Here is a 19,560-nt window from a genome sequence, read left to right on the forward strand (position 1 = left end):
CCGGCCCGCGGGCGTGCGCAGGGCGGGGTCAGCCCGCGGCGCCCGCGTCCGCCTCCGTGGCCACCGACTTCGCCCACCGGTAGTCCGCCTTGCCGCTCGGGGAGCGCTGGATGGCGGGGGTGATGACGAGCTGGCGCGGGATCTTGTAGCCCGCCAGCTTGGTGCGGCAGTGGGCCTGTATGTCGTCGAGCGTCGGGTCGGCGGCGCCCTCCTTGATCTGGACCACCGCCGCCACGTGGCTGCCCCACTTCGGGTCCGCGACCCCGGCGACCAGGGCGTCGTAGACGTCCGGGTGGGACTTCAGCGCCTGCTCGACCTCCTCCGGGTACACCTTCTCGCCGCCCGTGTTGATGCACTGCGAGCCGCGGCCGAGGACGGTGACGATGCCCTGCTCGTCCACGGTCGCCATGTCACCGAGCAGCACCCACCGCTCGGATCCCTTCTGGAAGAAGGTCTCGGCGGTCTTGACGGGGTCGTTGTAGTAGCCCAGCGGGACGTACCCGCGCTGCGCGAGCCGTCCCGGTTCGCCGACCGGCACCGGCTCGTGGGTGACCGGGTCGACCACCTGCGTCCGCTCGTTGACCTCCAGCCGGAAGCCCTTCTCCGGACTGGAGTCGTTCGTCGCGCGGCCGTTCGAACCGGACTCGGACGAGCCGAAGTTGTTCAGCAGCATGACGTTCGGCACGAGCGCCTGGAACTCGGCGCGCACCGTCTCCGACATGATCGCGCCGGAGGAGGAGACGCTGAAGAGGGAGGACAGGTCGGTGCCCTTCAGCGGCCCGTTGAGGGCGTCGATGAGCGGCCGCAGCATGGCGTCACCCACCAGTGAGACGCTGGAGACCTTCTCCTTCTCGATCGTGCGCAGCACCTCCTCGGGCGCGTACTTGCGGTGGATGACCACCCGCTGCCCGTAGTTGAAGGCGATGAAGGACGTCAGGGTGGACGTGCCGTGCATCAGCGGCGGCGCGGGGAAGAAGGTCAGTCCGGCGCCCTTCGAGGCGACGCGCTCGGCCAGTTCCTCGGGCCGCTTCACCGGTTCGCCGGTCGGCTCGCCGCCGAAGAGGCCCGCGAAGAAGAGGTCCTCGGCGCGCCACATGACGCCCTTGGGCATACCGGTCGTGCCGCCGGTGTAGATGATGAAGAGGTCGTCGGGGGAGCGGGGCGGGAATCCGCGGTCCGGCGAGCCGGCCGCCTCCGCGTCGGCGTACGCGACCGGCGCGATCGAGGGCTCCGGCGCGCCCTCGGGGGTCGGGCCGACGCGGATCAGGTGGCGGAGCTTCGTCGTCTGCGGGAGCGCCGCCGCGACCCGTTCGGTGAACTCGCCCTCGAAGACGAGCGCGGCGAGGTCGGCGTCGTTGTAGAGGTAGACGAGCTCTTCCTCCACGTAGCGGTAGTTCACGTTCACCGGCACCAGGCGGGCCTTGAGGCAGGCGAGGACGGTCTGGAGGTACTCGATGCCGTTGTAGAGGTGCAGGCCCAGGTGCTCACCGGCCTTCAGGCCGCTGTCCAGCAGATGGTGCGCGATGCGGTTCGCCGCCGCGTCCAGCTCCGCGTACGTGAGGCGGCGCTCGGCGCCGGTCCCGGGGTGGTCCACGTACACGAGGGCCTCGCGGTCCGGGACCACGTCCACGACCGACTCGAACAGGTCGGCAATGTTGTACTCCACCGGTCCTCCTGACCCAGAAAATCCCATGGCTGGTCTGCTCGGCGGTCATTAGAGCGTCGCCAACCCCAACAGGGAAGGGGACCGTCCAAGAAATCTGACTGGGTGTCAGAAAACTATTGAACTGCACCCGCCCCTACTGCAACCTGTTCTAGGTCTTGAGACGGGAGGACGGCAATGGGTGGGACAGAACACCTGACCGTGGAACGCCACGGAGCCACGCTGGTGCTCACCATGAACAGGCCCGAGGCGAAGAACGCGCTCTCGCTGCCGCTGCTGGTGGGGCTGTACGACGGCTGGCTGGAGGCCGACGCGGACGACACGATCCGCTCGGTGGTGCTGACGGGAGCCGGCGGGGACTTCTGTGCCGGCATGGACCTGAAGGCGCTGGCAGGCAAGGGCATGGCGGGCGACCAGTACCGGGACCGGCTCAAAGCCGACCCCGACCTGCACTGGAAGGCGATGCTGCGCCACCACCGGCCGCGCAAACCCGTCATCGCGGCGGTGGAGGGCTACTGCGTGGCCGGCGGGACGGAGATCCTCCAGGGGACCGACATCCGGGTCGCGGGCGAGGGGGCCACCTTCGGGCTGTTCGAGGTCAAGCGGGGGCTCTTCCCGATCGGCGGCTCGACGGTCCGGCTGCCGCGGCAGATCCCGCGGACGCACGCGCTGGAGATGCTGCTGACGGGGCGGCCCTACACGGCCGAGGAAGCGGCGCGGATCGGGCTCGTCGGGCGGGTGGTACCGGCCGGAACGGCGCTGGACGCCGCGCTGGAGATCGCGGAGCGGATCAACGCGTGCGGGCCGCTGGCGGTGGAGGCGGTGAAGGCCTCCGTCTACGAGACGGCCGAGATGACCGAGTCGGAGGGTCTCGCCTCCGAACTCCTGCGGGGATGGCCGGTCTTCGATACGGCCGACGCGAAGGAGGGGGCGCGGGCCTTCGCGGAGAAGCGGCCCGCGGTGTATCGGCGGGAGTAGTTTCCGCGTGACCGCGCCGGGCCCACCCGCCCGGTGAAGCCGGGCCGCGAGCCGTGATCCGCGATCCGCGAGCCGCGATCCGCGGTTCGGGTCCGGCGCCGTTGCCGGGTCGGCCCCCCCCGGGGCTCCCGCGCCTCGAGTCGACGGGGCCGAATCGCCCCCGGCGGTGCCCGGTTCGCGGTGCGGGGACGGGTGCCCGGGTGCGGCGCCGTTGCCGGGGACCAGTCCCCGGACCCCTGCTCCTCAAACGCCGGAGGAGCCGAGTTCTCGTCCGGCGGGGCCGTATGCAAGCCCCGGTGGCACTCGCCTCGGGCCGCGGTGGACCCGTCGCCCGGCCTGCGGCGTCGGGAGGTACGTCCGGTGCCGGCACACATGTCCGGCGTCGGCCCCAACCGTCCTTGAACCCCCACACATCGGAGACCCACCCATGACAGCCGCCTCGCCACCCGAGATCCTCCGCGCACCCCTTGTCGTCGAGTTCCCCTTCACCCGCTCCCTCGGCCCCGTGCAGAGCGCCTTCCTCACCGGGCTGCGCGAAGGGGTCGTCCTCGGGGTCACGACCGCCGACGGCAAGGTGATGGTGCCGCCCGTCGAGTACGACCCCGTCACCGCCGAGGAGATCCGCGACCTGGTCGAGGTGGGCACCACGGGGACCGTCACCACCTGGGCCTGGAACGGTTCGCCGCGCCCCAACCAGCCCCTCGCCACCCCCTTCGCATGGGTGCTCGTCCGCCTCGACGGCGCCGACACCGCCCTCCTGCACGCCCTCGACGCCCCCGGGCCCGAGGCCGTCGCCACCGGCATGCGCGTCCGCGTGCGGTGGGCCGCGGAGCGGAAGGGCGCGATCACCGACATCGCCTGCTTCGAGCCCGCCGGCGACGGGGAGCCGCGGGACGCGCAAGCGACGCCGCACAGCGGGGAGTTCGCCGACGCCGTCACCGGGATCGTCGCCGAGGCCCGCCTGGACTACTCGTACAGCCCCGGCCGCGCGCAGACCGCGTACATCGCCGGGCTCTCCGAGCAGAAGACCATCGGCGAGCGCTGCCCCTCCTGCCACAAGGTGTACGTGCCCCCGCGCGGCGCCTGCCCCACCTGCGGGGTGGCGACGACCGACCGGGTCGAGGTCGGTCCGGCGGGCACCGTCACCACCTACTGCATCGTCAACATCAAGGCCAAGAACCTCGACATCGAAGTGCCGTACGTCTACGCCCACATCGCCCTCGACGGCGCCGGCCTCGCCCTCCACGGCCGGATCGGCGGCATCCCGTACGACCAGGTGCGGATGGGGCTGAGGGTCGAACCGGTCTGGACCGAGGGCGGGCGCTACCCCGACCACTACCGCCCCACCGGAGAGCCGGACGCGGACTACGACGTGTACAAGGAGCTCATCTGATGGCCCGATACGCCCGCGAGGTCGCGGTGGTCGCCTTCGCGCAGAGCGACCACCTGCGCCGCACCGACGAGCTCAGCGAAGTCGAGATGGTCATGCCGGTCCTGCACAAGGTGCTGGCCGCCACCGGACTGAAGGCGGGTGAGATCGGCTTCACCTGCTCGGGTTCCAGTGACTACCTCGCCGGCCGGGCCTTCTCCTTCACCATGACCCTCGACGGGGTCGGGGCCTGGCCGCCCATCTCCGAATCGCACGTGGAGATGGACGGCGCCTGGGCCCTCTACGAGGCCTGGGTCAAGATCCAGACCGGCGAGGCCGACACCGCCCTCGTCTACTCCTACGGGAAGTCCTCGCCGGGGTCGGTGCGCGACGTGCTGACCCGCCAGCTCGACCCGTACTACGTCGCTCCGCTCTGGCCCGACTCGGTGGCCCTGGCCGCCCTCCAGGCCCAGGCGCTCATCGACGCGGGGGAGACCGACGAAGCCGGGCTCGCCGAGATCGGCGCCCGCAGCCGGGCCTCCGCGGGAGCCAACCCGCACGCCCAGCTCAGCGGCGCCGTCGCACAGGGCGACTACCAGGTCGCCCCGCTGCGCACCGGTGACTGCCCGCCCATCGGCGACGGGGCGGCCGCCGTCATCCTGGCCGCCGGGGACGTGGCCCGCCGGCTGTGCGAGCGGCCCGCCTGGATCACCGGCATCGACCACCGCATCGAGGCCCACAGCCTCGGGCTGCGCGACCTCACCGACTCCCCGTCGACGCGGATCGCCGCCGAGCACGCGGGCGTCTTCGAGTCCCCGGTGGACACCGCGGAACTGCACGCGCCCTTCTCCTCCCAGGAGGTCGTGCTGCGCAAGGCCCTCGGGCTCGGCGGGGACGTCGCCGTCAACCCCTCCGGCGGCGCGCTCGCCGCCAACCCGATGATGGCCGCCGGCCTGATCCGGATCGGCGAGGCGGCCGCCCGCATCCACCGCGGCGAATCCGACCGGGCCGTCGCGCACGCCACCTCCGGCCCCTGCCTCCAGCAGAACCTGGTCGCCGTCCTGGAAGGGGACCGAGCATGAGCACCACGGGCAAGGAGCCGGTGGCCGTCGTCGGCATCGGCCAGACCAAGCACGTGGCCGCCCGCCACGACGTCTCCATCGCCGGACTGGTGCGCGAAGCCGCCGCGCGCGCGCTCGCCGACGCCGAGCTGACCTGGGCGGACATCGACGCCGTCGTCATCGGCAAGGCCCCCGACTTCTTCGAGGGCGTGATGATGCCGGAGCTGTACCTCGCCGACGCACTCGGCGCCGTCGGCAAGCCCATGCTCCGCGTGCACACGGCCGGTTCGGTGGGCGGCTCCACGGCGCTGGTCGCCTCCAACCTGGTCGCCGCCCGGGTCCACCGCACGGTGCTGACCCTCGCCTTCGAGAAGCAGTCCGAGTCCAACGCCATGTGGGGGCTCTCGCTCCCCGTCCCCTTCCAGCAGCCGCTGCTGGCGGGGGCCGGCGGGTTCTTCGCCCCGCACGTGCGCGCGTACATGCGGCGCACCGGAGCCCCCGACACCGTGGGCTCGCTCGTCGCGTACAAGGACCGCCGCAACGCGCTGAAGAACCCGTACGCGCACCTGCACGAGCACGACATCACCCTGGAGAAGGTCCAGGCGTCCCCGATGCTGTGGGACCCGATCCGGTACTCCGAGACCTGCCCGTCCTCCGACGGGGCCTGCGCGATGATCCTCACCGACCGGGCGGGCGCGGCCCGTTCGCCGAAGCCGCCGGCCTGGGTGCACGGCGGGGCGATGCGCAGCGAGCCGACCCTCTTCGCGGGGAAGGACTTCGTGTCCCCGCAGGCGGGCAAGGACTGCGCGGCCGACGTCTACCGGCAGGCCGGGATCACCGATCCGCGGCGGGAGATCGACGCCGTGGAGATGTACGTGCCGTTCTCCTGGTACGAGCCGATGTGGCTGGAGAACCTCGGCTTCGCCGACGAGGGCGAGGGATGGAAGCTCACCGAGGCCGGAGTCACGGAACTCGACGGGGACCTGCCCGTCAACCCGTCGGGCGGAGTCCTGTCCACCAACCCCATCGGAGCCTCCGGCATGATCCGCTTCGCGGAAGCGGCCCTCCAGGTGCGCGGTCAGGCGGGGGAGCACCAAGTCCCGGACGCCCGGCTGGCGATGGGACACGCCTACGGCGGCGGGGCGCAGTTCTTCGCGATGTGGCTGGTCGGAGCGGAGCAGCCCGGCACCTGAGCGGAAACCGCGTTCCGGGCGGGGTGCCGTACAGGCCACGAGTGACGTGCGGTGGCCTGTGCGGCACGGCGTGCGATGGCTAACCTGGCCGCGGGACGACGAACCGGGAGTACCGGGAGGAGCACGCACGTGGCAGAGAGCATGACTTCGAAGGCGCCCGCCGGCTGGGGCAAGCCGGACCTCGACCTGACCGAGGCGGACTGGCAGTCGAGCAGCCGGGGGTCGGGTGACGTCCAGATCGCCTTCGTGGAGGGGTTCATCGCGATGCGCAACGGCGACCGCCCCGAAAGCCCCTCGCTGATCTTCGCGCCGGACGAGTGGCGCAAGTTCGTCCTGAACGCGCGGGGCGGGGAGTTCGACCTGACCTAGCGACGCGCGCCCTACGGGATCTCTCCGCGGGCCGGGCATGGCGGGGCAGTACAGGGCAAGGCCAGGCCGATGTGACGCGGCCCGGCCGTGCCCTGCCCTGCCCGCGGAGCGTCTTCGCGGTGGCGGTGCAGCAGCCGGCCGCGAAGGGGTTGGTGACCTTGTCGGGCAGCTCCAGGTGGACACCCGAACTGTGCCCGTGGCCAAGGTCGTTGACCGTGGTCACCTTGACCGTAACCTGAACGCGGAGGGGCCGGCCGCGCGGAGCCGCCATCCGGCGTGGGAGCGAAGAGGGCCCCTTCCAGGGGCTCTGACCTCACTCTTTCCGGCCACGCGAGTACCTATCGGCCGACCTTCCCTCCGATCGGCCCCGGTCGGCCCGAGCGGCCTACGATCAAGAAACCCGCCCGGAGCGGCTCCCCGGAACCAGAGGACCTCGCATGCCCTTCTCGATCGCAGCGGCCCCGGACACGGAGAGGTTCCGGGCCTACGGCGTGCGCCACGTCGACGAGTTGACCCGCCGGTTCGCGATACCGGAGCACATCGCCCGGTCCGTGAAGGCCCTCGCCGCCGTACTGCCGTTCCGCGTGAACGAGTACGTCCTGTCCCACCTGATCGACTGGGACGACGTTCCGGGCGACCCCGTCTTCCAGATGGTCTTCCCGCAGAGCGGGATGCTCCCGGCCGGGGACGAGCGCCGACTTTCGGCCCTCATCGACGATCCCGCCGCCAGGAAGGAACTGCGGCTCGCGGTCCAGCAGATCCGTGACGGCCTCAACCCCCATCCCTCGGGGCAGAAGGAGCTCAACGTCCCCACCCTGGACGGGGATGCGGTGCCCGGCCTCCAGCACAAGTACCGCGAGACCGTCCTGTACTTCCCGGGCCAGGGACAAACCTGCCACGCGTACTGCACCTACTGCTTCCGATGGGCGCAGTTCGTGGGGGATGCCGATCTGCGCTTCGCCGCTCCGTCCCCCGACGGCCTCGTCGACTACCTCGGCCGTCATCCCGAGGTCGACGACGTCCTGGTCACCGGCGGTGACCCGATGATCATGTCCACCGAGCGGCTGCGCGGCCACCTCGGCCCCATCCTCGGCGTGCCCGGCGTCCGCACCATCCGCATCGGCACCAAATCGGTCGGCTACTGGCCCCAGCGGTTCGTCACCGACACGGACGCGGACGACGTGCTCCGGCTCTTCGAGGACGTGGTGGCCTCGGGGAGGAACCTCGCGGTGATGGCGCACTTCACCCACCCGCGGGAGCTGGAATCCGACCTCGCCCGCCGGGCCGTCGCCCGGATCCGCGCCACCGGTGCGACGGTCTACTGCCAGGCACCCCTGGTCGCACACGTCAACGACGACCCGCGGACCTGGAGCGCCCTGTGGCGTGCGGAACTGGCCGCGGGCGCCATCCCCTACTACATGTTCGTCGAGCGGGACACCGGCCCGTACGAGTACTTCAAGGTGCCGCTCGCCCGCGCCCACGACATCTTCCGGTCCGCCTACCTGACCCTGCCCGGACTCGCCCGCACGGTGCGCGGGCCGGTCATGTCGGCGGCGCCCGGAAAGGTGGTCGTCGACGGCGTGACGGAGACCGACCAGGGCCGTGTCTTCCAGTTGCGCATGCTCCAGGCCCGCGATCCGCAACTGGTCGGCCGCCCGTTCCAGGCCCATTACAGCGAGAGCGCGGCCTGGCTGGACGAGCTCCGACTCGTTTCCACCACTCCCCCCGACATCGCCGCCGCACTGCGCGGCGCGGGGCAGCCGGCCTGAGGGGGCGTCGCTCCGGCCGAGGAGGCGGCGTAGTGCCGACCAGCCGCCCCCGCTCCCGCGCCCGTCCTCGTCGCCGTCCCTCCCCAGCGCGCTCAATCCCCTTGCCGGGCCCGGGCGAGCACCGGCACCATGGGCGTCATGACGATCACCCGCCGAAAGGGCGATGCCGCGTAGACGGCCCGGCGCCCTGCGCGCCGAACGAGGAACGCACGAAGACCGGCGGCCGCCCGCCTGGGCTCGGGAACTCCCGCCCGTGGACCGGCTGTCGCCCGGCGCGGCCGCTGCCGCGCACTGGGTCCGGCCCGGACGGGGCCACGAGATCGTGGATCTGCTCACCCGGTACCGGACCTTCCTGAGCCGCCCCGGCGGCTCCCTGCTCCTGGTCCCCTCCGAGTGTCCGGCCTGCCCCGGCTGCGCCCGCGACGACGTCGCCGTCGTCCGGGACGAGCTGGGCGAGCTGTACCGGGAGCTCCCGCCGGCCGCCCGCACCGAGCTGGGCCGCGTGCTGCGCGGCCTGGACGCGCGGTTCCGCCGTCGCACGCTCCCGCACCCGGACCCGCCCGCCGGAGGCTGGGCGGACTGGAGCGGCCGCCCGCGTGCCTGGTGGCACCGGCGGCTCTACGAGGACGACTGACAGTGAGGATGTACGGGAGCGTTCCCCGGCGGGGTCTGACCCAACGACTGACTGACTCAGGGTCCTCAACTGGATCTGTCGGCTCCGGCCGGGGGACGCTCACGTGCATCCGCCGGACCGGGGGACGTGACTTCATAAGAGCCTGGCCAGAGGCCCCATCACTGTCTTGTCCGCCCTCCCGGCCGGCGGGTGCCATCCTGCCCGGTCGAATGGAGAGGACGGCACGATCCACGATGGCACAGCATGAGGTCGAGGTCACCGGCGGCGTCGACACCCACAAGGACACCCACACCGCGGCCGCGATCGACTCGGCAGGGCGGGTGCTGGGGTCGGCCCAGTTCCCAGCCTCCACAGTCGGCTACCGCACACTGCTGACCTGGCTCCGCTCCTTCGGTGCCCTGCTCCTGGTCGGGGTGGAGGGCACCGGTGCCTACGGCGCCGGCCTGTCCCGCTACCTGCGCGAGAACGACGTCACAGTGGTCGAGATCGACCGGCCAGACCGCAAGACCCGTCGCTGGCAGGGCAAGTCCGATCCGGTCGATGCCGAGGCAGCAGCCCGGGCCGCGCTCGCAGAACGCCGCACTGGGACCCCGAAGTCCCGTGATGGCCGTGTCGAGGCCCTGCGGGCCCTGCGGGTCGCCCGTCGCAGCGCGGTCCAGCAGCGGGCCGACGCCACCCGGCAGATCAAGACCTTGATCATCACCGCGCCAGAGGGAGTCCGCACCATGCTGCGGCACCTGAACGACAAGGACCTGCTGACCATCTGCGCGGGTTTCCGCCCCAGCCTCGACCAGGCCGGCGACCCGGTCACCGCGACGAAGATCGCCCTGCGCTCCCTCGCCCGCCGCCACCGCGACCTGGGCCAGGAGATCGACGAACTGAACGAGCTGATAGCCCCGCTCACCCAGGAGATCAACCCGGCCCTGACCGAGCTCAACGGCGTCGGCCCGGACGTCGCCGGCCAGCTGCTGGTCACCGCGGGCGACAACCCCGACCGGCTCCGCTCCGAGGCGGCCTTCGCGATGCTCTGCGGCGTCGCCCCACTGCCGGCCTCATCCGGTCGCACCCATCGACACCGCCTCAACCGTGGCGGCGACAGGGCCGCGAACGCGGCCCTCTACCGGATCGTTCTCTGCCGCCTGCGCTGGGACCAGCGCACCAAGGACTACATGGAACGACGCACCAAAGAAGGCCTCTCCAAGAAGGAGACCATCCGCTGTCTCAAGCGGTTCGTCGCCCGCGAGATCTTCCGCGTCCTGACCGCTACCCATGCCGCAACAGCAACCTCAAGTCACCTCACAACCCCTGCTTGACATCCATAAGAGCATCCAGGGGTGTCGTGCCGGCCAAAACGGGATGGCCGGTACGGTGGGGTGCATGAGCGGAGAAAACGACCTGCGGAAGCTGCTGAGCGGAATGCGGCCCGAACTGAACGACGGGCTGTACGTGTTCTGCACGATCCCCGGCGACACCGACCCGGAGGCCCTGGCCGGGCTCACCCCCGTAGCCTCCGTCCTGGAACCCGAGGGGCTCACCCTCGTGCTGAGCCAGGAGGACGCGGACGGGGCCGGACTCCCGTACACCTACACCGCGGGCTGGATCACCCTGCGCGTGCACTCCTCCCTCGACGCCGTCGGCCTCACCGCCGCCTTCGCCACCGAACTCGGAGCCCACGGCCTGAGCTGCAACGTCATCGCCGGCTACCACCACGACCACCTCTTCGTGGACGCCGACCGGGCCGACGAGGCCGTGGCCGTCCTGGAAGCGCTCGCGGAACGCTCCGCACAGGACTCCGCACAGGACTCCGCTTAGGTCTGAGCCGACGGGGAAGCACAGTCCGGCGCTTCCCGAAAGAAGATCAGCTTTATTTGTCCCACGAGCCTTCCCGGGCGCGTGCGCGGGCGTACGCTGAACCCCCGAACAGGCCTGGGGGGTACCAGCCATGACGGAACGCCGGACCCGCAAACGGCGCACGATGTTCGAACGCGACACGGAGCTCGGCGCCGTCGACGAAGCCCTGGACCAGCTCACGGACCCGGGCCCCGACGCCGGTGGAGCCCTGCTGGCCTTCTCCGGACCCGCCGGCCTCGGCAAGACCACGCTCCTGTCCGAAGTCCGCCGCCGCGCCCATGCCAAGGCCTGCACCGTCCTCGCCGCACGCGGCGGCGAACAGGAGCAGAGCCAGCCCTTCCACGTCGCCCGCCAGCTCATCCAGCCCCAACTGGCCGGCACCTCCGACGCCGAACTGCGCGAGGCCCTCGGCAGCTGGTACTCCATCGTCGGCCCCGCCCTCGGCCTCTGCGCGGCCGAACAGGGCGCCCCGCCCGACCCGCAGGGCCTGCGCGACGGACTCGACTGGGTCCTCACCCACCTCGTCGTACAGCGCGCCCCCGTCGCCCTCGTCCTGGACGACGCCCACTGGGCCGACCCCGAATCCCTCTCCTGGCTCGCCGCCTTCGCCCCGCGCGCCGAACACCTTCCGCTCCTCCTCGTCATCGCCTACCGCCCCGACGAACTGCCCGCGCACGCCGAGGCCTTCCGTACGCTGCCAGGCCGCGCGGGACACCGACCGCTGGACCTCGCACCGCTCACCGCCGAAGCCGTCTCCGGCCTGATCCGCGAAGCCGTCGGGGACCACGCCGACGAGGTGTTCTGCCGCGAGGCCTGGGCCGTCACCACCGGCAACCCCTTCGAAGCCGTCGAGCTCACCGCCAAGGTCCGGGACAAGGGCCTCGCCCCCGTCGAAGCCAGCGCCCCGCTGCTGCGCGACCTCGCCGCCGCCCAGCGCGGCAGCGGCCTCGTCGCCCGCCTGCACAGCCTCGGCCCCTCCACCGTCCGCTTCGCCTGGGCCTGCGCCGTCCTCGGCACCGACATCCCCCGGGAACTCGCCGCCCGCGTCGCCGGACTCGGCACCGAGGAGGCCGTCGACGCCACCGGCCGGCTGCGCGACGCGCGCATCCTGTCGGGCGCCGCCGAGGAAGCGGACGAAGCCGGGCTGGAGTTCGTCCACCCGCTCATCGCCACCGCCATATACCGCGCGATCCCCGACGCCCTGCGCGTCGCCCTGCACGGCAAGGCCGCCGCGGCCGTCGTCGACGCGGGACTCGGGCCCTCCGCCGCGGCCCGGCACCTGCTGGAGACCCATCCCGAGAGCGACCCCTGGGTCGTACGGACCCTGCGCGAGGCCGCCGGCGAGAACCTTCGGGCCGGCGCCCCCGAAGCCGCCCGCCGCCAGCTCGCACGGGCCCTGCGCGAACCCCCGGACTTCGACGAGCGCGCGCACGTCCTGTACGAACTGGGCTGCGCCTCCCTGCTCACCGAGCCCGCCAACACCGTCAACCACCTGCGCGCCGCCCTCGCGGAGCCCTTCGAGGACCCGGCACTGCGCCAGGGCATCGTCATCCGGCTGGCCCAGGTGCTCTCGCACAGCGACCGGCTCGCCGAGGCCTCGGAATGCCTCGCGCGCGAGATCCCGTACACCCAGGACCTACGCGGCCGGCTGCGCCTGCAGTCCGAGCAGTTCATGTGGGACGCCTTCAACGCCGCCGAGCCGGACTCCCCGGCGCGCTCCCGGCGGCTCGCGAAGCTCGCGGACCGCCTCGGCGGGCGGGACCTCACCGAGCGGTACGTCATCGGCCTGCGCGCCTGGGACGCCTGCCTGCGCGGGGAGCCGGTCGACGTGGTGCTCCACCACGCCGGGCGGGTCCTGGAGACCGAGTTCAGCTGGGCGTACGCGGACCGGGGCTTCGAGGTCCCGGTGCTCGTCGCGATGGTGCACATGTACGCCGACCGGCCGGAGCGGGCCGAGGAGCTCTTCGAGGCCGGCACCGCCGAGTTCGAACGGCAGGGCTGGCGCGGCGCCCACCTGTCCTTCGCCTACAGCCTGCGCGCCTACATCCGCTACCGCCGGGGACGGCTGGCCGAGGCGGAGGAGCTGGCGCGGGCCGGACTGCGCCTCGCCGAGCGCGTCGGGCGGCGCACGCCCGTGCACTGGTACGCCATCGCGATCCTCGTCACCACGCTGCTGGCGCGGGGCCGGGCGGACGAGGCCTGGGAGCTGGTGCGCGAGCACGAGTACGGGGAGCCCTTCCCCGCGGCGGTCGTCTTCCCCGACTCCCAGACCGTCTACGCGGAACTGCTGCTGGCCCGCGGCCAGGCGAAGGCCGCCGCGGCGGAGCTGGAGGCCGTGGACCGGCGGCTGACCCCCCGGGGCATCCAGAACCCGTCCTGGTGCCCGTGGCGGCTCCACCTGGCCCGGGCGGTGGCCGCGCAGGACCCGGCGCGGGCGCGGGAGCTGGCCGGGGAGGCGGTACGCCGGGCCCGCGCCTTCGGAGCCGCGTCCGGCATCGGCCAGGCCCTGCGCGTGGCCGCGGAGGTGGCTGCGCCGGGGGACCGGGCGGTCCTCCTGGAGGAGGGGGTGGAGGTCCTGTCGGCTTCGCCGGCGGCGTACGAGCTGGCGCTCGCGCTGGCCGCGCTGGGGGAGGAGCGGGGGGACGCCGACACCCTGCGGCGGGCGGTTGTGGCGGCCCGCGCCTGCGGTGCGGACGGCCTGGTGGCCACCGCCACGGACGCGCTGCTCGCCCTGGGCGGCGCCCTGCCCTGCCTCCCCGTGCCCGACCCTGGCCCGGCGCCTGTCCACTGACCGGCCCGCCGGGGCCGGGCGGGCCTGCGGGGCTGTCCCCCACCCACCCTTCGCCCGTTCCCCGAAGCTGCGCCCCGGACCCCCGCCGGGTGCGGCGCCGTTCCCGGGGGCCAGCCCCCGGACCCCCCGCTCCTCAAACGCCGGAGGGGCTGAATTTTCGCTGACGTCGGCCAAATCCAGCCTCGCCGGCGTTTGAGGCGCGGGGTCCGGGGCGCAGCCCCGGGGAACGGGCCGCAGCCCCGGGGAACGGGCGAAGGGCGGGTCGGGGACTTCGCCCCGCGCGGCGGGACCGCCGTCGTGGGGGGTCGGGGGTCGGAGGGCCCGGGTCAGGGGGTGCGGGGCCGGGAAAGGCGGCGGGGCACGTACCATTGCGGCATGTCCTTCCTCCGCCGCCACCGCGCCGCCACACCCGCCGGCCCGGACTTCGACGTCCTGGCCATGGACCCGGGGGACTGGCCGGGCAATCTCGGGGCCGGGCTGCTGCCCGCGCCCGACGGCAGCTGCCAGGGTGTGTTCCTCCGCTACGACCTGTTCGGCGGACGCGGCCCCGCGATGATCATCGGAAACCTCCCCGAGGGTTCCCCCGCGCGCGACCTCTCCGAGGGCCAGGTCCCCTTCGAGGTGGCCCAGCTCCTCGACGCCCTCGAGAACGACGAGGACGTCGAGGTCACCGGTGCCGAGGACTGCCCCGTCATGCAGGGCGACAACCTCCTCATCGTCCGGAAGATCAAGCTCTCCGAGAGCCGGATCAGCTGCGTGCAGTTCGACCGCAGTGACAACGTGCTGGTCACCATCGCGAGCTGGGACCGTCCGATCACGGACGACCTCTACGCGCTGCTGAAGCCGCTCCCGGCCGAGCTCTTCCAGCAGGGCTAGCGGGCAGGGCCGGTCCGACAGGGCCGGCCGGTCACGCGTCCGCGATGTCGTTGGCGGCCACGTAGCCGAACGTCATCGCGGGACCGATCGTCGAGCCGGCTCCCGCGTAGCTGTGCCCCATCACGGCCGCACTCGCGTTGCCCGCCGCCCACAGGCCCCGGATCACGGACCCGTCCGCGCGCAGCGCTCGCGCCCGTGCGTCCGTGACGATGCCGCCCTTCGTGCCCAGGTCACCCGGCACGATCTTGAAGGCGTAGAACGGCGGCGCCCAGACCGGGGCGAGACAGGAGTTCGGCGTCACGCCCGGGTCCGTGTAGTAGTGGTCGTACGCGGTGTCGCCCCGGTGGAAATCGGGGTCGGTACCGTTCCACGCCTGCGCGTTGAACCGGTTGAGGGTGGAGCGCAGCGCGGCCGCGGGCACCCCGATCTGGTTGGCGAGCGCGTCCCAGGTCCACGCCTTCTTCGCCGCCCCGGCCTGGTACCAGGAATCGGGGAAGACGATCGTCGGCAGGATGTCCTTGAACAGGTACTTGTTGCGGTAGTTCTGATCCACGATCAGCCACGCCGGAATGTGCGAGCCGACCGCACCCCGGTCCTTCTCGTACATCACGTGCACCACATCGCTGTACGGGGCCGCCTCGTTGACGAAGCGGGCGCCCTTCGCGTTGACCATCAGGCCCCCGGGCAGGGTCCGTTCCGCCAGGCAGAAGTAGGGTTCGGCGGGGAGCGGGATCGACGGGCCCCACCATGCGTCTTCCATCAACGCCAGCTCCGCACCGGCCCGTTGGCCCGCCCGGATCCCGTCGCCCGTGTTCTCCTTCGCGCCGACCGACCACTGGGTGCCGATCGGCTGCTGCTGGTACTGGGCCCGCATCTCGGCGTTGTGTTCGAAGCCGCCCGAACCGATGACCACACCCTTGCGGGCCCGCACCACGCCCCGTACGCCCGCCTTCTCCACCACGACGCCGGTGACCGCGCCGGCCTCCTGGACCAGGTCCACGAGCGGGCTGTTCAGCCACACCGGAACCCCGGCCTGGATCAGGCCCGCCCGCAGGCCGGTCGCCAGGGCCTGGCCCATCGTCAGCGGCTTCTGCCCGCACAGCGCGGCAGCCGTGCCGCGCGCCAGGCATTCCGTGGACACCGCGAGCCCCTTGGCGCTGACGGCGGCGAGGTTGAGCCACTTGTAGTCCTGGCTGAACACCACCATGCCGGCCGGCACGGGCATGTACGCCGGGTTCAGGTGGGCCAGTTCGGCGCCGAGGATGTTCCCGTCGATCTGGTCCGGCTCGATGGAGCGGCCGTTCGGGAGCCCGCCGGGGAGGTTCGGGTAGTAGTCGCTGTAGCCGTCCATGAAGCGGAAGCGCAGCGGACTGTTGGCCATCACGAAGTCCAGCATCCGGGGGCCGTTGGCGAGGAAGGCCGCCTGCCGGTCCGGGGAGGAGCCGTTGCCGACCACGGCGGACAAGTACTGCGCCGCCTTCGCCGGGGTGTCCGGGACGCCCGCGCCCAGGATCACCGAGTTGTTGGGGAGCCATATCCCGGCGCCGGACCGGGCGGCCGAGCCGCCGAAGGTCGGGGCCTTCTCGATCACGAGCACGCTCAGGCCCCGCTTGGCCGCGGTGAGCGCGGCGGTCATCCCGGAGGCCCCGGAGCCGACCACGACGACGTCGTACTCGCCGAGCGAGGGCTCACCGGCCGCGCGGGCGGCGACGGCCGGCAGCAGGGCGGCGGCCAGTACGCCGGCCCCCGCCCCGGCCATGACCGTCCGGCGGGAAGGGAGGGGCGAACTCGGATCGGTACTCGGATCGGGACTCGCATCGGAACTCGGTACGGAACTCGCTGCGGAGGCGGTTCTCGCGGTCATGGGCAGGCTCCAGCGGAGAGGGGGTGAGGGGGACGGATCCAGCATTCTGATGCTGAGTCAGAAAAGGTGTTCGGGGGATCATGTGAAGTCAAGGCATACGCGCCGGTCGCACTCGGGGCCCGGACGCGCGAAAGCCCGTGCCGCACACACCGGGTGTGTGCGGCACGGGCTTCAGTGGGCGACCGCGCGGTGCGCGGCCGGGGTCAGCGCGTGCCCACCGCCGCACGGACCGCCCTGCGGGCCATGCCCGCGTCGTCGTGCAGGCGGCGCAGCAGCAGGCGCTGCTCCTCGCCCGAGGACGGGGAGCCGGCCTGCGGCGCCTGGGTCGGCGTGGCCGCCAGCATCGAGCGCTGCACGGCCGTCTCCGACATCCGGATCTCCCGGGTGAGCACCAGCATCAGGTTGACCAGGAACGCGTCCCGCGCGGCCGGTCCGGCCGCCTGCGCCAGGCGGCTGATCTGGGCCCGAGCGGCCGGGGCGTCGCCCAGTACCGTCCACAGGGTGGCCAGGTCGTAGCCCGGCCGGTACCAGCCCGCGTGCTCCCAGTCGAGGAGCACCGGACCCGTCGGGGACAGCAGCAGGTTCGACAGCAGCGCGTCGCCGTGGTTGAACTGCCAGGGGTTGCCCGACATCTTCACGCCGTGCAGCAGCTTCTGCAGATCGCCGAAGTCACGGTCGGTCAGCAGGCCCAGCTGGTAGTCCCGGGCGATCCGCCGGTCGTAGTCCAGCGGCCGCCCGAACAGCTCGTCGGCGGGCCGCCAGCCGTTCACCTGGCGCACCGCTCCGAGCGCGGCCCGCAGGTCGGCCCGCGGCGGGGCCTCCACCGGATGCCGCTGGAGCGCGGCGACCCGGCCGGCCATCCGCTCGATGATCAGTACGCAGTTCTCCGGATCGGCGGCGATCAGCCGCGGCACCCGGACCTGCGGGCGGTGCCGGACGAACGTCCGGTACGTCGCTATTTCGTGCCGGTACCGCTCGCGCCACTCGGGCGAGTGATCCAGTAAAACCTTCGCTACGGCCGTCATCCGTCCGGTGGTTCCCACCAGCAGGACCGAACGGCCGCTGCGGCGCAGTACCTGGACGGGCGCGAACTCCGGACAGATGCGCTGGACGGAGGCGAGTGCGGTGCGCAACTGCGCGCCCTGCGGGCCCGACAGGTCGATTCTTCCGCTGAGCGGCTGCGATCCCATACCCGGCATGCGCCGTGCCCGTACGGCGCCCTGCGGCGGGGCGGCGGGGCGGCCGGGTTCGAGGTAGGGGCCGCCGCCCGCGGGGAGCGTGCGGTGCGGCCGGACCGGGGCGGACACGGAGGACGTGGCTGCGTACATGGCGTTACGGATCCCTTCGTGCGCCGACGAGTTGCATACGCCGCCCCGCCGGATCCCGTGCATCACCCTGGGGAGTTCCGCCGGTGACCGGGTCGGGGAGGCGCATTCCTACCTGACACCCCGGCGTGGGTGGCGGACCACATTGCGTGCCCTGGCGAACCCTGGCGAATAGTCGCTCGGCATCTGACGGGGGGCTACTGTCAACTCAGCCGAGAACCTGGGGGCTTGACGTGAGCAAAGGTCCAAACACCCGTCTGAACGACCTGTTCGGCCTGGCCGGCTGGTCCAAGGGCGAACTGGCGAGGATGGTCAACCGGCAGGCGGCCTCGATGGGCCACCACCAGCTGGCCACCGACACCTCGCGGGTGCGGCGCTGGATCGACATGGGGGAGACCCCGCGCGAACCGGTGCCCACGGTACTGGCAGCACTGTTCACCGAGCGGCTCGGTCGTGTCGTGACCATCGAGGACCTCGGGTTCGTACGACAACGGCGCACCGCCAAACAGCAACCGGACGGGGAGCAGGAGAACCCCGACGGAATGCCCTGGGCGCCCGAACGCACAGCCGCGGTCCTCACCGAATTCACGGGAATGGACCTCATGCTCAACCGTCGCGGTCTGATGAGCGCGGGTGCCGCGCTCACCGCCGGCTCAGCCCTCAGCAACGCCATGCACGACTGGCTCCACACCGACCCCGCCCGCGCGAAGGACGTACAGCGCCACGGTGACGGCTTCCAGGCCGACTCCGCGGGCTACGACCGCTACGAGGCGGCGCCCATCGGCTCCCAGGAGATCGAGGCGCTGGAGCGTTCGGTGGAGGTCTTCCGCGCCTGGGACGCCTCCAGAGGCGGCGGCCTCCAGCGCAAGGCCGTGGTCGGGCAGCTCAACGAGGTGGGCGGCATGCTCGCGTACCACCACCCCGACCACCTCCAGCGCAGGCTGTGGGGGGTGGCAGCCAACCTGGCGGTTCTGGCGGGCTGGATGTCCCACGACGTGGGCCTGGAGCCCACCGCGCAGAAGTACTTCGTCATCGCCGCGCACGCGGCCCGCGAGGGCGGCGACCGGCCGCGCGCGGGGGAGGCGCTGTCCCGCGCGGCCCGTCAGATGGTCCACCTGGGCAAGCCCAACGAGGCGCTCGACCTGATGAAGCTGGCACAGTCCGGCTCCGGCGAGCAGACCCTGCCGCGGACCCGCGCCATGCTGCACACCATCGAGGCCTGGGCACAGGCCGCCCTCGGCAAGGGGCAGGCCATGCGCCGCACCCTGGGCGAGGCCGAGGACCTGTTCGTGTCCACCTCGGGTGACGTGCCTCCGCCGTCCTGGATGCAGCACTTCGACGAGGCCGATCTGCACGGCATGCAGGCGCTGGCCTTCCGCACCCTCGCCGACCACGACCCCTCGGCGGCGACCATCGCGCAACAGCACGCGCAGGAGGCCCTGCGGCTGAGGGCCGACGGCCACCAGCGCTCGAAGATCTTCGACTACATCTCGATGGCCTCCGCCTGCTTCATCGCCGACGACCCGGAACAGGCCGACCGCTACGCCCGGCTGGCGCTGGTCTCGATGAACGAGACCTCCTCGCACCGGACATGGGACCGGTTGCGCGAGATGTACCGGCTGACGGGGCACTACTCCGGATTCGCCGGCATCGAGGAGCTCCGCGAGGAGATCAAGCTGGCGCTCCCGAACAGCCCCGTGGCGCGGTCGGTCTGAGAGCGGTGGCCGACGGTCCGACCAAGACGAGAGAGGTCCCACGACGAGAAGGGCCGCGCCTTCCGGCGCGGCCCTGAATCCCGCGAAGCGTACGCGACCCGC

The 19,560-nt window shown here is 72.3% G+C and carries 15 protein-coding genes; 12 read left to right on the plus strand and 3 right to left on the minus strand.

The window, feature by feature from the left end:
• Positions 1–28: 28 nt before the first annotated feature.
• A complete protein-coding gene (locus OG730_RS36855; RefSeq protein ID WP_327308334.1) occupies positions 29–1,666 on the minus strand; it encodes an acyl-CoA synthetase in 1,638 nt (545 codons plus the stop codon).
• Between the two features lie 174 nt (positions 1,667–1,840).
• Between OG730_RS36855 and OG730_RS36860 the strand changes: the two genes are divergently transcribed.
• The 11 genes from OG730_RS36860 to OG730_RS36910 all read left to right on the plus strand — a co-directional run bounded on the left by OG730_RS36860 (position 1,841) and on the right by OG730_RS36910 (position 14,554).
• The gene (locus OG730_RS36860; protein ID WP_327308335.1) at positions 1,841–2,641 is read left to right on the plus strand and encodes a crotonase/enoyl-CoA hydratase family protein; all 801 of its coding nucleotides are present in this window, start codon (positions 1,841–1,843) and stop codon (positions 2,639–2,641) included.
• Positions 2,642–3,068: 427 nt separating this feature from the next.
• Positions 3,069–4,034, plus strand: a complete 966-nt coding sequence (locus OG730_RS36865) for an OB-fold nucleic acid binding domain-containing protein (protein WP_327308336.1) — start codon at positions 3,069–3,071, stop codon at positions 4,032–4,034.
• Complete coding sequence (locus OG730_RS36870; protein ID WP_327308337.1) at positions 4,034–5,092, plus strand: thiolase family protein; 1,059 nt, start codon at positions 4,034–4,036, stop codon at positions 5,090–5,092. The genes OG730_RS36865 and OG730_RS36870 overlap by 1 nt, the downstream gene beginning before the upstream one ends.
• Positions 5,089–6,264, plus strand: coding sequence for a thiolase family protein (locus OG730_RS36875; RefSeq protein WP_327308338.1), 1,176 nt, complete (start codon positions 5,089–5,091; stop codon positions 6,262–6,264). Before OG730_RS36870 ends, OG730_RS36875 begins: the two co-directional genes overlap by 4 nt.
• A 141-nt stretch (positions 6,265–6,405) precedes the next feature.
• Positions 6,406–6,633, plus strand: a complete 228-nt coding sequence (locus OG730_RS36880; protein ID WP_388495840.1) for a DUF397 domain-containing protein — start codon at positions 6,406–6,408, stop codon at positions 6,631–6,633.
• 437 nt (positions 6,634–7,070) lie between these two features.
• Positions 7,071–8,402, plus strand: a complete 1,332-nt coding sequence (locus tag OG730_RS36885; RefSeq protein ID WP_327308339.1) for a KamA family radical SAM protein — start codon at positions 7,071–7,073, stop codon at positions 8,400–8,402.
• A 163-nt stretch (positions 8,403–8,565) separates the two neighbouring features.
• Positions 8,566–9,036 carry a hypothetical protein gene (locus tag OG730_RS36890; RefSeq protein WP_327308340.1) on the plus strand — a complete coding sequence of 157 codons (471 nt, stop codon included), beginning with the start codon at positions 8,566–8,568 and terminating at the stop codon, positions 9,034–9,036.
• 209 nt (positions 9,037–9,245) lie between these two features.
• Positions 9,246–10,349 carry an IS110 family RNA-guided transposase gene (locus OG730_RS36895; protein ID WP_442814818.1) on the plus strand — a complete coding sequence of 368 codons (1,104 nt, stop codon included), beginning with the start codon at positions 9,246–9,248 and terminating at the stop codon, positions 10,347–10,349.
• A 64-nt stretch (positions 10,350–10,413) separates the two neighbouring features.
• Positions 10,414–10,848, plus strand: a complete 435-nt coding sequence (locus OG730_RS36900) for an ACT domain-containing protein (protein WP_327308341.1) — start codon at positions 10,414–10,416, stop codon at positions 10,846–10,848.
• A gap of 130 nt (positions 10,849–10,978) precedes the next feature.
• Positions 10,979–13,678, plus strand: a complete 2,700-nt coding sequence (locus OG730_RS36905) for an ATP-binding protein (RefSeq protein ID WP_327308342.1) — start codon at positions 10,979–10,981, stop codon at positions 13,676–13,678.
• A 375-nt stretch (positions 13,679–14,053) separates the two neighbouring features.
• On the plus strand, positions 14,054–14,554 hold the full coding sequence (locus OG730_RS36910; protein WP_150520950.1) for a hypothetical protein: 501 nt from the start codon (positions 14,054–14,056) through the stop codon (positions 14,552–14,554).
• 31 nt (positions 14,555–14,585) lie between these two features.
• Here OG730_RS36910 and kstD read toward each other — a convergent pair whose 3' ends face one another.
• Positions 14,586–16,313, minus strand: a complete 1,728-nt coding sequence (gene kstD / locus OG730_RS36915; RefSeq protein ID WP_327309570.1) for a 3-oxosteroid 1-dehydrogenase — start codon at positions 16,311–16,313, stop codon at positions 14,586–14,588.
• A gap of 308 nt (positions 16,314–16,621) precedes the next feature.
• Positions 16,622–17,746 (minus strand): aminoglycoside phosphotransferase family protein, encoded by a 1,125-nt coding sequence (locus OG730_RS36920; RefSeq protein WP_327308343.1) that lies wholly within the window; start codon positions 17,744–17,746, stop codon positions 16,622–16,624.
• Between the two features lie 230 nt (positions 17,747–17,976).
• On the opposite strand from OG730_RS36920, the gene OG730_RS36925 reads away from it, so the two are divergent.
• Positions 17,977–19,458, plus strand: a complete 1,482-nt coding sequence (locus tag OG730_RS36925) for a DNA-binding protein NsdB (RefSeq protein WP_327308344.1) — start codon at positions 17,977–17,979, stop codon at positions 19,456–19,458.
• Positions 19,459–19,560 lie beyond the last annotated feature (102 nt).

It is taken from the genome of Streptomyces sp. NBC_01298 (genome assembly GCF_035978755.1).
In the GTDB taxonomy this organism is placed as follows: Bacteria; Actinomycetota; Actinomycetes; order Streptomycetales; family Streptomycetaceae; genus Streptomyces.

What these genes read in the sequence shown, in the direction of transcription:
- OG730_RS36860 (WP_327308335.1), top strand. Translation starts at nt 1,841, where the DNA reads ATGGGTGGGACAGAACACCTGACCGTGGAACGCCACGGAGCCACGCTG.
- OG730_RS36865 (WP_327308336.1), top strand. Translation starts at nt 3,069, where the DNA reads ATGACAGCCGCCTCGCCACCCGAGATCCTCCGCGCACCCCTTGTCGTC.
- OG730_RS36870 (WP_327308337.1), top strand. Translation starts at nt 4,034, where the DNA reads ATGGCCCGATACGCCCGCGAGGTCGCGGTGGTCGCCTTCGCGCAGAGC.
- OG730_RS36875 (WP_327308338.1), top strand. Translation starts at nt 5,089, where the DNA reads ATGAGCACCACGGGCAAGGAGCCGGTGGCCGTCGTCGGCATCGGCCAG.
- OG730_RS36880 (WP_388495840.1), top strand. Translation starts at nt 6,406, where the DNA reads ATGACTTCGAAGGCGCCCGCCGGCTGGGGCAAGCCGGACCTCGACCTG.
- OG730_RS36885 (WP_327308339.1), top strand. Translation starts at nt 7,071, where the DNA reads ATGCCCTTCTCGATCGCAGCGGCCCCGGACACGGAGAGGTTCCGGGCC.
- OG730_RS36890 (WP_327308340.1), top strand. Translation starts at nt 8,566, where the DNA reads ATGCCGCGTAGACGGCCCGGCGCCCTGCGCGCCGAACGAGGAACGCAC.
- OG730_RS36895 (WP_442814818.1), top strand. Translation starts at nt 9,246, where the DNA reads ATGGAGAGGACGGCACGATCCACGATGGCACAGCATGAGGTCGAGGTC.
- OG730_RS36900 (WP_327308341.1), top strand. Translation starts at nt 10,414, where the DNA reads ATGAGCGGAGAAAACGACCTGCGGAAGCTGCTGAGCGGAATGCGGCCC.
- OG730_RS36905 (WP_327308342.1), top strand. Translation starts at nt 10,979, where the DNA reads ATGACGGAACGCCGGACCCGCAAACGGCGCACGATGTTCGAACGCGAC.
- OG730_RS36910 (WP_150520950.1), top strand. Translation starts at nt 14,054, where the DNA reads ATGTCCTTCCTCCGCCGCCACCGCGCCGCCACACCCGCCGGCCCGGAC.
- kstD (WP_327309570.1), bottom strand. Translation starts at nt 16,313, where the DNA reads ATGGCCGGGGCGGGGGCCGGCGTACTGGCCGCCGCCCTGCTGCCGGCC.
- OG730_RS36920 (WP_327308343.1), bottom strand. Translation starts at nt 17,746, where the DNA reads ATGTACGCAGCCACGTCCTCCGTGTCCGCCCCGGTCCGGCCGCACCGC.